Annotated in this window: 14 protein-coding genes and 1 pseudogene; 3 read left to right on the top strand and 12 right to left on the bottom strand. The window is 36.9% G+C overall.

Going from position 1 to position 13,142, the window contains the following annotated elements:
* Nucleotides 1-419: 419 nt before the first annotated feature.
* From ACLHDF_RS22385 to ACLHDF_RS22350, 8 genes and pseudogenes are all read right to left on the bottom strand, one after another.
* Nucleotides 420-1,213: pseudogene (locus ACLHDF_RS22385) on the bottom strand (formate/nitrite transporter family protein).
* A gap of 189 nt (nucleotides 1,214-1,402) precedes the next feature.
* Nucleotides 1,403-1,747 carry a DUF2294 domain-containing protein gene (locus ACLHDF_RS22380; RefSeq protein WP_413920809.1) on the bottom strand — a complete coding sequence of 115 codons (345 nt, stop codon included), beginning with the start codon at nucleotides 1,745-1,747 and terminating at the stop codon, nucleotides 1,403-1,405.
* Between the two features lie 432 nt (nucleotides 1,748-2,179).
* Entirely contained in the window at nucleotides 2,180-2,371 is a 192-nt protein-coding gene (locus ACLHDF_RS22375; protein ID WP_413920808.1) for a hypothetical protein, read from the bottom strand.
* Nucleotides 2,372-2,489: 118 nt separating this feature from the next.
* Nucleotides 2,490-2,681, bottom strand: a complete 192-nt coding sequence (locus tag ACLHDF_RS22370) for a hypothetical protein (RefSeq protein WP_413920807.1) — start codon at nucleotides 2,679-2,681, stop codon at nucleotides 2,490-2,492.
* Between the two features lie 102 nt (nucleotides 2,682-2,783).
* A complete protein-coding gene (locus tag ACLHDF_RS22365) occupies nucleotides 2,784-3,347 on the bottom strand; it encodes an MFS transporter (RefSeq protein WP_413920806.1) in 564 nt (187 codons plus the stop codon).
* Nucleotides 3,344-4,780: an FAD-binding oxidoreductase gene (locus ACLHDF_RS22360; RefSeq protein WP_413920805.1), complete on the bottom strand. Its 1,437-nt coding sequence runs from the start codon at nucleotides 4,778-4,780 to the stop codon at nucleotides 3,344-3,346. The genes ACLHDF_RS22365 and ACLHDF_RS22360 overlap by 4 nt, the downstream gene beginning before the upstream one ends.
* 196 nt (nucleotides 4,781-4,976) lie before the next feature.
* Nucleotides 4,977-5,114 (bottom strand): hypothetical protein, encoded by a 138-nt coding sequence (locus ACLHDF_RS22355; protein WP_413920804.1) that lies wholly within the window; start codon nucleotides 5,112-5,114, stop codon nucleotides 4,977-4,979.
* 80 nt (nucleotides 5,115-5,194) lie between these two features.
* Entirely contained in the window at nucleotides 5,195-7,177 is a 1,983-nt protein-coding gene (locus ACLHDF_RS22350) for a methyl-accepting chemotaxis protein (protein ID WP_413920803.1), read from the bottom strand.
* Between the two features lie 149 nt (nucleotides 7,178-7,326).
* Between ACLHDF_RS22350 and ACLHDF_RS22345 the strand changes: the two genes are divergently transcribed.
* Entirely contained in the window at nucleotides 7,327-7,551 is a 225-nt protein-coding gene (locus tag ACLHDF_RS22345) for a hypothetical protein (protein WP_014459961.1), read from the top strand.
* 29 nt (nucleotides 7,552-7,580) lie between these two features.
* On the opposite strand, the gene ACLHDF_RS22340 is transcribed toward ACLHDF_RS22345, so the two are convergent.
* Nucleotides 7,581-8,081, bottom strand: a complete 501-nt coding sequence (locus tag ACLHDF_RS22340; RefSeq protein WP_413920802.1) for a metallophosphoesterase family protein — start codon at nucleotides 8,079-8,081, stop codon at nucleotides 7,581-7,583.
* 156 nt (nucleotides 8,082-8,237) lie between these two features.
* Here ACLHDF_RS22340 and ACLHDF_RS22335 point away from each other — a divergent pair, with 156 nt between their 5' ends.
* Together ACLHDF_RS22335 and ACLHDF_RS22330 are read left to right on the top strand one after the other, a co-directional pair.
* Nucleotides 8,238-8,534 carry an iron-sulfur cluster assembly accessory protein gene (locus ACLHDF_RS22335; RefSeq protein WP_413920801.1) on the top strand — a complete coding sequence of 99 codons (297 nt, stop codon included), beginning with the start codon at nucleotides 8,238-8,240 and terminating at the stop codon, nucleotides 8,532-8,534.
* A gap of 149 nt (nucleotides 8,535-8,683) precedes the next feature.
* On the top strand, nucleotides 8,684-9,793 hold the full coding sequence (locus ACLHDF_RS22330) for a metallophosphoesterase (protein WP_413920800.1): 1,110 nt from the start codon (nucleotides 8,684-8,686) through the stop codon (nucleotides 9,791-9,793).
* Nucleotides 9,794-9,812: 19 nt separating this feature from the next.
* On the opposite strand, the gene mug is transcribed toward ACLHDF_RS22330, so the two are convergent.
* The 3 genes from mug to ACLHDF_RS22315 form a co-directional block, all read right to left on the bottom strand.
* Complete coding sequence (gene mug, locus ACLHDF_RS22325; protein ID WP_413920799.1) at nucleotides 9,813-10,325, bottom strand: G/U mismatch-specific DNA glycosylase; 513 nt, start codon at nucleotides 10,323-10,325, stop codon at nucleotides 9,813-9,815.
* Between the two features lie 71 nt (nucleotides 10,326-10,396).
* Nucleotides 10,397-11,737 carry a coiled-coil domain-containing protein gene (locus ACLHDF_RS22320; RefSeq protein WP_413920798.1) on the bottom strand — a complete coding sequence of 447 codons (1,341 nt, stop codon included), beginning with the start codon at nucleotides 11,735-11,737 and terminating at the stop codon, nucleotides 10,397-10,399.
* Between the two features lie 583 nt (nucleotides 11,738-12,320).
* Nucleotides 12,321-13,130, bottom strand: coding sequence for a uroporphyrinogen-III synthase (locus ACLHDF_RS22315; protein ID WP_413920797.1), 810 nt, complete (start codon nucleotides 13,128-13,130; stop codon nucleotides 12,321-12,323).
* Nucleotides 13,131-13,142 lie beyond the last annotated feature (12 nt).

Raw genomic sequence — 13,142 nt, 5'->3', positions numbered from 1 at the left:
TACGTTTTTAAACATGATTTGCATACGGATCATACAAACCAGTAAGTAATATTAGGCTTGCTGATAAAATCAATGTTCCCGCTATTAACAAACTGGTGCTACACGTCTTCTTCCTTTTTTTGTGTAAAAACATTCTTGATATTAAGAAGCAATAGTGCGACAGATAGTAGAATCAAGCCTACACCAATATTCAATATTTCTTTCTCTCCCTTACGAATGTATTAATTAACATCTAGTTAACCATAATATTATTATGAAAATAAAAGTAAGAATTTGAACGTTGACCACATCTTATCCTAATTGACTTATATGTTATCATACATAAATTGTTAAAAATAAATTTTTTCAGCTTTCACTCTCAAAAAAACAGCCTCTTTACTAAGAGACTGCATGTTTTAATGACGACTGATAAAAATCGCTTAAGAAGCTTTTTTTAATTGTTCTTTTTGTTTCTGTTGATAAGAAGAAAAATAAATAAAGCCTACAAATACAGCTCCTCCAATCATATTTCCAATAAAGGCAGGGACAATATTTATAATAAAATTAATCCATGTAAAGTGACCTGCAAAAATGGCAGCGGGAATAATGAACATGTTAGCTACAACGTGCTGAAAGCCGATCGCAACAAAAGCCATAATCGGAAACCAAATACCGAGAATTTCCCCGTAACATCGTCAGCACCGTATGAAAGCCAAATAGCTAAACATACAAGCCAGTTACATCCCACAGCAGAAATAAGCGTTTTAAAAAACGATTCATCAATTTTAGCTTGAGCAATTGCTACCGTTTTATCTAAAAAAGGTCCTGTTTCTGTTAAACCGACAATGTGTCCAAAGAAATACGCAATAAATACTGCGCCTAAAAAGTTAGCCAGAGTGACCCAAAACCAGTTATGAAGCAAGTGACGAAGCGAAATTTTTCTTGCATACAGCGCAATGGAAACAGACATCATATTGCCCGTAATGAGCTCTGCTCCTCCAAGTACGACCAATATAAGACCTACAGGAAAGACCGTCCCTCCTAAAAGGTTTGATAAATTCCCCCATTCAACTGGTAAATTACCAATGATGCGTACATCCAGTAAAAAACCAAGCGCAATAAACGCGCCTCCTAAAAATCCAAGCCTAAGAATAGAAGAAAGTGATAACTTTGTTTTTGAAACACCTGCTTCTAAAGCGATGTTCAGTATTTTATCCGGCTTATGAAATGCCATAAAACCCCTCCTTAACTAAAAAAGGCAGCACTCAAAAACACCTTTTACACAAGGTTTTTGAATGCTGCCTAATAATCCTGCACTTTCTTTACAGTATATCAGTCATCATTATTTATAATAAAATCAAATAAAAAACAAGCAGATCCTACTCATCGTTCATTTAATTAAATTATGTATTTTCACGTTGTTCTACTGAATATTGGTTTCAAATACAAACACGGAAACAGCAATATCTTCCTCCACTTTGATATCGGAAAATAAATAGTCCAGCTTAGCTCCTAACAAATCTTCAAGTCCTTCTGGAGGAGATGAAGCATAAATGTTTTGAATAAGCTTTGTTCGTGCCATATGTACCGTCTCTTTACCTTCGGCTGTTCTCGCGATAAATTGTTCAGCTGGCGTTAAGTTTCCATACAAAGTTGAAATAGCCATGTTTTGAACGAATACCGTATGAATTCGTTCTGGACCTTTTCCAAAAAGTTTTTTGCGCAGCTTTCGGATAATATCATTAAAATCATGTATTTGTTTAGACACCAGTATATGCCTCCGCTTATCTCGAGTATGTCTCTCACGTTCATTCAAGTTTTTTCTAAGGATAAGAGAGATAAAACGTGTAAAACTTTGATAATACAAGTTACATTATACATGACGACGTTTACATTGTATACAATGTATCTAGTGTATCCTTCTTAATCCAAACAATCACAGAACTATAACGAAATGATAAAAAAAAATCCTTCACTCATTAAAGTGAAGGATTACCTTTATATCTCTACTTAAAGGTCACAAATGGATTCCTAGTTATCAAAAAAATAACTAAGAACTCTGACAAGATAACATGCCAAAATAGTCAAGTGGTATGTTTGTACCAGTAGTTAATGCTATCACGTCAAAGTTATGGAATCCACTTAGTTTACTTTCATAATACTTTATTTAATTTAAATATTCGTTTTTAATAAGTATTCCTTAATCTTCATCGCGATCTGCTCTAAACTCATCATCAGATAATGAATTTAGCTGATGGCTAAGCTTTTCGTAGTTATCTTGTTTTAGGTTTTGTTGTATCTCATTAGATATAGGGGCTTCACTAGAAACAGTAGATTTTTTTCTAGTCTCTGCGCCTCCGCTAACTCCAAAACCAATATTGTTATCTGTCATCGGATTCACCTCTTTAACCGTTATTATGGAGAAATGCTCTAAAAAAATAACAGGAAACAAAAGGAATTACCGCTTAGCTAATAGCGGTCCAAGTTTCCTTACTTACACCAAACCGTATTTAAGTAAGGAAATGACCTGCTTTAACCCCGTAGGCGATACCGATAAAAAAACTTGCTATACCTAGTGTTTGACTTTTACATACATACTTTATAGTTAAGCCTGGAATAAGACCCCATATAATGATGAAAATAGCGAACGATACTATAATGGAAGACACTGGATCTTGCCCTGATATACTTATACCTTGCATAAACGTTTCTCCTTTCAGTACTTATATCGGGAGAACATAAGTTTTTTTATAGTATCTTATTGTACGAGCTGAAAAATTCAAGTGACCTGTTCATATATGCTTTTACAGCGAATGGTGGCGTTCAAGCTCGATTGTTTTAGGTTTTTGCCATATTAATACCCCTGCTGCTACATACATAAACGAAGTGATGTAAAAAAGGCTGCCAATTGTCAAAAAATCAATGATATAACCTGTTCCAATCACGGCTAAAGCTGCCCATATAGAGGTCCATAAATGATAGTGTCCTACTTGTTTTCCCGTGTGAGCACGATCTGTCTGCCTAGATAACGCTATTTTTTCTGCCGTTTTTTGAAGAGCTCCAAGTAACCCCATTATAATTTGAATGATGTACACCTGCGTGATAGTTGTTAAGACGGGAATAACGATCATAACAACGGCCATCCCGAACGTATATAAAAGGAGCAAGCGCTTTTCTCCTACTTTGTCACTCCATGAACCGATCAAAGGGTGACTCAAGGCTGCGGTTAAAGCAAAAATTCCGTAAGCTAAGCCAAATTGTGAATAACTATCACCAAGATTTCGAAGCAGTAAAAGGTAAAAAGGAAAAACAATACTGCTCGCGGTAATCATGAGGCTTTGTGAATGTAAGAGTTGTTTATACGTCATTTTCCATACTCCTTATAAAATAAATTAACGAACGTTTCGTTTGGATCATATTTTCTTTTTAAATTAAAAAAGGCGGCTGTATGAGGATAAGCGTCTTCTAACTGCTTCTTGCTTGGATAACCGTAGTAAGGCAAGTAGTAGCTTCCTTGATGCTGCAGCGTCACGTCCACCATTTTTCTGACAACCCTTTGTGTATCAGAAATGCCTTGGTGATCCTTTTTTTGATTAATAAGTAAAACAAGAGCAAACATATCATCTTTTGCATAAGACATCACTGCTTTATTGTATTTTTCTACATAGCGAACGGTAATGTTCAGTAAATTTAATTTCTCTGTTGATAACACTTTTCGTAAATCATCAATGTAAGAAGCAAATTCATCAACCGGAACGAAGTACTCCTGTAAAACTTCCGTCCGATTAGCACTTTCGTACTCCATAAAATCACTTTCAGAACGCATAACATTATTTCTTGTTTCAAGTCGTCCGTTTTGCCTTAAGAAATAAGCCTTTTGTGTTTCCCACAGCATATCTTTTCCCCAGTCACTATATCGAGACAGCCCCAGCATAAATTTAGGAAGTGCCACTATTTTTTCTGTCTTGAGCGGTTCTTTTACAGTAGAAGTATTTTGAGAAGATAAACGATAGTTTGTGACGTACATATCTGTTAGCAATTGATTAGGAGAAACAGAAATACGTGCCATATGCATACGAACATCAGAATTATGCTGTACGTAGTTTTTAAAATACGCTGTATACTGTCTATAACCTAAGCGAATAATTTCATCTTCGTACCATTCATCATCCGTTAAACGGAGCGTCACATCTAAAATGACCCCAAATAACCCGTAGCCTCCGTTTACTAAAGAAAACAGTTCGGGGTGTTTTGTCCGGCTAATCTCGATAATAGATCCGTCTGCCTGCAGGAGACGCATAGATTTTACCGTATCCATTAAAGAACCGTATCGAATATCTCTTCCGTGTACATTCACACTGATAGAACCCCCAACGGTAAAAATGTTTTGTGACTGCATAACTTGAAGTGCAAGGCCGTCTTTATGTATATATTGCTGAATATCATTCCACGTTGTCCCGCTTTGAACTGTAATTTCTTTTTGATGGGGCTTGTAATCTATAATTTTATTGTACTGCTTCATATCAAGTAAAATAGCATTGGGATAATATGTCTGTCCTCCTTGGCTGTGCTGCATGCCTGAAATCGCTATTTTTTCATGATGCTGTGAAGCGGTTTTCACCCAATGCTGCAGCTGTTTTTCAGTTGTTCCATGCTTTATTTCTTTGACTTTTGTAGGAAGAAGCTGCGCAACATCTTTTGTTACAGGACGGATCTGCTGTTGTTTATAAATATGATAGGAGGCGTACGAACCTACTAGATAAAAAGATAGGAAAGTTCCTAACAACACGTTTTTCTTCATTATAAATTGTAAGCTCCTTTCTTTATTTCTGTGAAATTATACCATATAAAAAGTAGAATAACACTAAAAAAGTGTAATTTTACACTTTTATGCTCTTTTCTGGAAAAGGAACGTGAAAAACGTTTAAATTGAGTGTATTTCAACCTTATTGAAACAAAAAAAGAAAAGACCTAGTGTCTTTTCTTTTTTTGTTTCTTTATTTTTCAGCTTCGTATGCAACTAAAGCTACTCTTTTTCCTAACGTTTGTTGAAACTGTTCCTCTAGCTGTTTTAGCTTCGCATGCATATCATCGTTAATTGAAGCTGGCTCAAAGTTCATTTTTGTTTGCTTCATCAGATACTGTCACCTCTTTCATATGTGTATGTTCTACTTTTTCCAATATAAAAGAGGTCTATGACGATTTGATTCATATTTTACAAATTAAATTTGCTGATGAGCGCTGTTAATTGTTCTGCCATTTGAGACAGAGATTGTGCAGAAACAGCGATTTCTTCCATTGAAGCCAACTGTTCTTCAGTAGACGCGGCCACTTCTTCAGATGTAGCCGCATTTCCTTTAGCAAGGATCACCATTTCACCCGCTGTACGCGCTACTTCTTCAACAGCTGCTGAAATTTGCTGAGCAATCGCAGCGACTTCTTCAACTTGCGGAGCCGTTTCATTCATGCTGCTTAGAATTTGTTCGAACTTTTGAATAGCTGTCTGTGAAATCGTTAGTCCTTCTTCAACTTTGTTTGTAACTTGCTCCATCGTATGTACAGACTCCTGAGTATCTTGTTGAATAGCTTGAATAAGATCAGAAATTTGAGATGCGGACACTTGTGATTGTTCTGCTAGCTTCCTCACTTCCGCTGCCACAACAGAAAACCCTTTTCCGTGTTCTCCAGCTCGTGCCGCTTCAATTGCAGCATTTAAAGCAAGTAAATTTGTTTGAGCAGCAATACCGCTGATTACTTCTAAAATTGTTCCAACTTCTTTTGAACGTTGAAATAAAGTACGAATAGTTGTATTAGATAGCTCGACGGATTGAGAAATGGATTCCATTTGTTCCACCGTTTCTCTCACAGCTTTTCCGCCTTCTACAGCTTCAGACGTCATATGATTTGATAGCTGAGAAACGGTTTCTGTACGCTGAGCAATTGTATAAACCCCTTGTACAATCTCATCTAAAGAAGCTGCATTTTGGTCAATAACAGCCGTTTGTTTTTCAGCACTAGAAGCTACTTCTTGAATCGCAACTGATACTTGTTCAGTCGCAGCGCTTGTTTGTTGTGAGCTGGCCGTGAGCTCTTCTGAAGAAGCAGCCACTTGTTCAGCACTCATTTCAACATTTTGAATTAATATGCGAAGATTGTTTTGCATCTGACTAAAAGCATACCCTAACTCACCGATTTCATCCTTTGAATTGACGGTAATCGCTGTTGTTAGATCTCCTTCACTGACGCGCAGCGCTTGATTTTTCAGCTGTTTGAGTGGTTTAATGATTGATTGCAACACTACAAAGATAGTAAGACTACCCATTATCAGACAAGCTATGATAATGAATAGTGTTTTGTAAAAGATAGGCTGTGCTGCTTCACTCACTTCTGATGAATACATAGCACCTGCAACTTTCCAGTTTGTTGTTTTGTTCGTGGTAAACACCATCTTTTTTTCATCACCGTTAAAGGTATATTCAAAAGATCCGGAACTCTTTGCATAAAGCTGGTCAAAAAGAGATTGTGTAGCTTTTGTGCCTGCTTTTTCCGTAGGATGAACAATATATTTTCTATCTACATCTAAAAGAAATGGATATCCTTTTTCTCCGATTTTCACTTTACTGACAGCTTTATTAATGCGGCTTATATCTAAATCTAACGCAATAACACCCATGCCATCCGCAGTTGTTTTTGCTACAGTAATGACCATTTGACCTGTAGAAGCTGCAGAATAAGGTTCAGTGATAACTGTTTTTCCTTTGTGTTGCATCGCTAGCTTGTACCAATCTCGTTTTCTGGGATCATAGCCTGATTGTGTCACTTTTTTAGGAGATTGAATAAACTGCCCCTGCTGATTTCCTGTAAAAATGCTGATGGCTTCTGGATGAAGAGAAGCATATAAGTTAAAGTCTTTTCTTAAAGTGGTCATATCTTTTTCATTGTAGCGTTCGTTGTTCACCATTGACGCAAAAAAATCTACATCATGGATTTTTGGTCCAACGGTATCGTCAATCACTGAATTAATGGACTGTACATTTTGCTGTGCTGTATTGATAATTTCGTTTTCAATTTCATGTTTTGCTGTTATGTAAGCTGATACACCTATCGTAACAGACGGTACTAATAAAATTCCCGTAAATGCTAGCACTAGTTTTGTTTTAAAGTTATTAAAGGACCTTTTTTTTCTTACTCTCGCCATGCTATGTAGCCTCTCTCTCTGTAGTTAAAAATGATCGTGCACTTTCTTTCTATCGGCAAGACTTCATATTCTTTTAGTCACCGAGTGTATACATAATTAGCAATGGGTGTGAAAAGATAAGAGTATGATAAAAAAAGTAGGTGATTTTAATGGAAGAAAGTAAAAACAGCAAGTCTTTTTCAATGTTTGAAACAGAAAAGGTTCAGCGCGGGGAAGAAAAAGATATTTTTAATATCTATAAAGAAGGAGTCAAAATCGCAGAAGTAAGAGGAACGGATCCTCAAACTCAGCAGGTTATTCCAATGCATGACTTAAACGATTACGAAGAAAATAAGCTTCACGAATATATCGCTCATTTAGACCATACAACGTAAAAGTGCTAAAACAAGAGTCCGCTCTTGTTTTAGTCTTTAGAATCATAAAAAACATGTTTAAAATGCAGCGTGTTTTTTTGTATGTACAGTAGTCCAAACGAAAATTGTTTCTCACGCCGCTTGTCAGTAGCGGAACCTGCATTAAACAACGTAATATCACCAATTTTTTTATGAACAGGAATGTGAGAATGACCAAAAATTACTGCGTCCACTTTTTGATGTTCAAATGCCGCAAGTGCACGTTTTTCAGTCGTTTTTTCTTTTCCATGACCGTGGGTTACGCCAATAGTAATATTATCAAACGGAAGAAGCAATGAATATGGAAGTACTCGCTGCAGCTCTTCACTGTCTACATTTCCAATCACGCCGTGTACAGGAGCAAAAGCGCGCAGTTCATTGTATACATCCATCGTTTGAAAATCTCCAGTATGAATAATAGTATTAGCTGTTTTCAGTTCGGCAAGGAGTCTTTTTGGAAAATGTTTCGCTCTTTTTGGAATATGGGTGTCACCTAAAACAACAATCTTCATTCATCATACGCTCCTTTTTCGTTCATTATGGTGTAGTGTAGCGCATCACGGCGGAATGAAGCAACCCTACAAAAATCGTCAGGCAAAAAATTTCTCTTTTTCGTTTAAGTTTGCGAAAATACTTTACATACTAAGTTACAGAATGGAGTTTTCGAAATGGAAGTAAAAATTAATCGAAACGCAGCAAAAGTGTTAAAAAATGCATTGGCTAGTCCAGAAGGTCAAGGAAAAATGATTCGTGTATATGTGACTATAGATCACGGTGATCACGCGCATTACGATTGGAAATTTGATACACCGACTGAACATGATGAAATCGTAAAAACGGATAAAGATATCGATATTATTTTAGATAAACGCGAGAAATTTTTAGAAGGCGTATGGATTCAATATTTCCATGTTCCAGAGCCTGAATTTGTGATTAGCAGCCTTCACCACGCGCATCATCATTAATACAAAAAACACACCTGTTTTGTATAGGTGTGTTTTTTCGTTCGGGAGAAAAGTAAAAATTTTATTGCTGAGAAGAAGAGATAAAATTTTGTTGAAGCAATAAAAATGAGCTATAGTGGAATTACGGATGAAAGAAAAGAGGTTAGCTTATGAAAGTAAGTGTGTTAGTAAGGTCTATTTTAGTTGTTATTTTATATAACTTATTCGTGCTGTACATTGGATGGAACGCTTGGGTGTGGCTTCATACAATGTTTGAAGTGGAAAACAAATGGATTCTTACAGTCATCATAGTGTTTTTTGCTTATTCCTTTATCATCAGTCGTGCGTTTCAACAGGTGAGTATGTTTAAAATTGCAGGGTCGTATTGGTTAGGGTTTATTCAATATTCAGTTCTACTACTTCCTATAGGTAATCTAGCCGTATATATTCTCACTCTTCTAGGCGCTTCGCTTTCTACAGCTATCGATTCAATCGGATTTTTCATGATTGCGGCTTTTTTACTCATTTTTGCTTACGGTACGTACAATGCTTACAGCCCTGTAGTAAGGAAATATACGATTTCGCTTGCTAAAAAAACGAATCGGAAAAACCTCCGCATTGCCGTAGCATCCGATATGCACTTTGGCACATTGTCCGGCAAAAAACATTTGCAGCGGTTAATCACTCATGTTCAAAAGATACAGCCGGATCTTATTTTACTTCCTGGAGATATTATTGACGATGATCCCCAAGTATTCTTTAAAAAAGAAATGGATTATATGATGAAACAGCTCAAAGCGCCTTTAGGCACATATGGAATTTTGGGAAACCATGAGTATTATGGCGGGAAGATTCCTCAGTTTGTGGAAAGAATGAAAGAAATGAACATTCCTATTTTAATGGATGAAGTGTTAAACATAGGCGATAGCTTATACTTAATTGGAAGAAAAGATAAGACGGATAAAAACCGAGACAGCTTTTTTGATTTAGCGAGTGAAACGGATCGTTCTCTTCCGGTTATTGCAATGGATCATCAGCCGCTTTCTTTAAAAGAAGCTGAACAAGCAGGCGTAGATTTGCTTCTATGCGGCCATACTCACAGAGGACAAATGGCACCTAATCATTTGATCACAAAGAGGTTATTTGAAATTGATTGGGGCTACAAGCAAAATAATCAACTGCACACCATTGTCTCATCAGGATTTGGCTTTTGGGGTCCTCCTCTTCGAATTGGAAGCCGATCAGAGATTATTCAAATTGATATTTCATTTACAAAATAGAGAAAGCCTAGGACTTTCTCTATTTTAATGTATGCAGTAACTTCGGAAGCTCTGCATAAATAGCGACTACTTCATCTACTTTCATTCGAACGAGCCCGCTTGAAGACGGGGCAACAAAGTCCATTATTTCTGATACCACCGATTCCTCTTGTTTCCCCCACCTTACTTGCTTACGTCCGCTGAACTGCTGATAGACACCTTTTCCAACAAAACAGACGATTTTAGGCGTATATGTCGCTATTTTTTTCTTTAGGATTTCTCTACCTTCTGCATATTCTTCTTTTGTGATATCATCAGCTGCCTTTGTAGGACGCTCTACAATATTTGTTAAACCGTATCCTAATTGTAGCAGCGAGTGATCTTCTTCCGGACGGTATTTACGATCTGTCAAACCTGCTTTATGAAGAATCGTCCAGAATCGATTGGTTGGATTAGCAAAATGATGACCCGTTTCACCGGAACGGATGCTTGGGTTAAAACCGACAAATAAAATATCTAAGTTGGGTTTTATATGATCAAAAATAGAATTCATAGTCATACGCTCCTTACAATGTAAAAAGAAAACATCCTTTAAATTGGATGTTTTCTTTTTACTATACCCTATTAAATACGAACTACGCGTCCGTTGAAATGGGCTTTCCAATAGCCGCTGCTCATGTTTGCAATTGCAACACCCGTTGAGCTTTGAGCACCGATGAACTTGCCGCCTCCTACATAAATACCAACGTGGCCATCTTTTTTATATGTATCGAAGAAAACAAGATCTCCAGGCTGCATTTGACTAGAAGACACTTGTGTTCCAGCATGCTTTAACGTTTCTGTACTTACAGATCCAAGAGGCCCAAGGTTGATGCCTACTTGAGCATATGCCCAATGTATAAATGACGAGCAGTCAAACAAACCGTGGTTAATATCCGATTGGCTGCGTCCTCCGCCAAATACATAAGCAGAGTTTCCAATCCAGCGGTTTCCTACCGTTACAACGTTGCTAGCTTTTGGAGCCGGAGCGCTTGTAGGTGCCACATCATTGCTTCTTGCCTTTGGCGCTTCTTCCTTAGCAGACGATGAATCGGCTTTTTCAGCTGGCGCAGTCGCTGCTTTTTGAGCTTGTTCGGCTGCTTTCTTAGCTGCCTCTTTAGCCGCTTGTTCAGCTGCTTTTCTTGCTGCTTCTTCCGCAGCTTTTTGATCTTTAATATTTTGTTCAAGCGTAGACTGTTCATTTGCAAGAGAGCTGTCTTTTGCTTGTAGAGAAGCTTTTAATTCTTCATTTTTTGCTTCTTTATCTTTTAGTTCTTTTGCCAATGCATCTTTTTGTTTCTTTTGAGCTGCTAACTGAACAGTCATTTCATCCAGTTCTGCTTTCATGTCTTCTAAGCTAGCTAGCTTAGATTTAACATCTGCTTGTTTTGTTTTTAATTCGTCTTGCATCTTTTTTGTTTCTTTTAGAATATCACGGTCTGCATCTACAATAGTTGAAACAGCTAGCGCGCGGTCTACAAAATCACTAAAGCTTGAAGAACCAAGTAAAACTTGTAGATACTCTATGTTACCACCGCTTTCTTGTAGGGAACGTGCACGATCTTTTAAAATATCATTTCGCTTTTCAAGTTTTTCCTGAAGCAGCTTAATTTCTTTTTCAAGCTGGGCTACTTGTTTAGACGTTTCTTTAATATCCGCTTCTGTTTTTTGGGCTTTTTTATTATTTTCTGCTTCTGCTAATGTTAATCGCTCGAGCTGTGCTTTCATTTGATCTTGTTCTGCTTGAAGGCGTGTCAATTCGTCAGAAGCTGCTTTAATATTAGATTGCACATCTTGACGCTGATTTTGAATTTGAGATTTTTGTGATTCCATCTCCTGAATGGTAGAGGCATACGCTGGAGTTGATAAAACTCCTCCTAGACCTAATAAAACCGTTGTATTAAGTAAAAGCATTTTCTTTTTCACTATGAATTCCTCCGCTTTCTCGCTCTGTTAAACTAGTAAGTTCTAATTATGTATCAATATGTATAAAAGTCTTACAATTTATGTAAAGTTCCCTGTATTTGTCGATAAATAGCTAAATCTGCTAATGAAAATCTACGAAAATTATACCACGATAAACGTTTAAAAAAAGAATAACAATATTACAATTGTATTTCAGTAATGTAACATTTAAAGCTTGCATGTACATTCACCTTTACCTAAAAAAATATACCTCTATATTCCCATCAAAAGAAACAATCTACCAGACTTCAAACAGCAATGTTTCCAGCATGAGGAAGTAGGTAATTCACCTTTTTTAAGCTGCTTAGATGTAAGTTGTTTCTAAAATGAACGTAACAATTTTTTAACATCTACGTCTATTTTTTCACCTTTTTCTACTGTTTTTACAATATTTGAAAATGATTTTCTAAAATAGTAACAAATCTATTTTTTTATCGTTCGAAGGTGTTTAAAAAGAGGTTGATAGGCAGTTAATAAACAATATTCGACAAGGTGTGGATGAAATCATACAAAAAACCTTCTCGCTGTGAGGCGAGAAGGTTTTTTAATCACGCTGCTGATAATAATGTTCTAAAGCTACAATTGCGCTTCCCATTCTTTCTTGATCAGGAATAACAATACGGCCTACTCCTTCTTCTCTTAAAGCAGCAGCGGTTACTTTTCCAACGGCCACAGCTACTACAGAGCTTTCAAAGAGTTCTCGAATATGATCAGCTTGCCCATATTCTCTTGCAAACGAAAATAAAAAGCGGGCCTGCGGAGCGCTTGTGAAATTGACTGCGTCGATTTTTCCACTTATTAATTCGTTTATAAGCTGTTCCATCACTTCTGCTTGTGGCGGAATATGCTGATACGGTAAAATCTCTTTAAACTGGGCTTTTTGATTTGAAAGAAAATCAATCAACTTTGGTGCAGGGTCTCCGTGAAGCTGAAGCGCTACATGCTTTCCTTCAAAAGAAAACGAATGAAGTGCTCTGACTAGTCCTGCTGTACTTCCATCATCATCTCGAACGGTTGGAGTAATTCCAAGCTTTTTTAACATATTTACAGTTTTATACCCGCGTGCAGCAATATTGGCTGCTTGTAAAGAAGACAGAAATTTGTCAGCCAGCCCTAGCTTATCTGCCGTTTTATAAAGAATTTCTGTGCCGACGCCAGTCGTAAAAATAAACCAATCATAATTTCCTTTTACCAGTTCTTTAATATCTGCTTCTAAATGTGTGTCATCTAAAAAGATGGTTCCTTGTGCAGGTCGTACAAGCGGAGTCCCGCCAAGATTTTCAACAATTTTGCTGATTTCTTCTACTTTACGCTGACCTACCAATGCGACTGTTTTACCTTCTAATCGTTTCAATGTTCTACCTCC

The sequence above is a fragment of the Priestia megaterium genome (assembly GCF_046599315.1).
GTDB classification, from domain to species: domain Bacteria; phylum Bacillota; class Bacilli; order Bacillales; family Bacillaceae_H; genus Priestia; species Priestia megaterium_F.
Note: the sequence above shows the minus strand (reverse complement) of the source record. Positions and strands in the feature narration are given on the sequence as shown.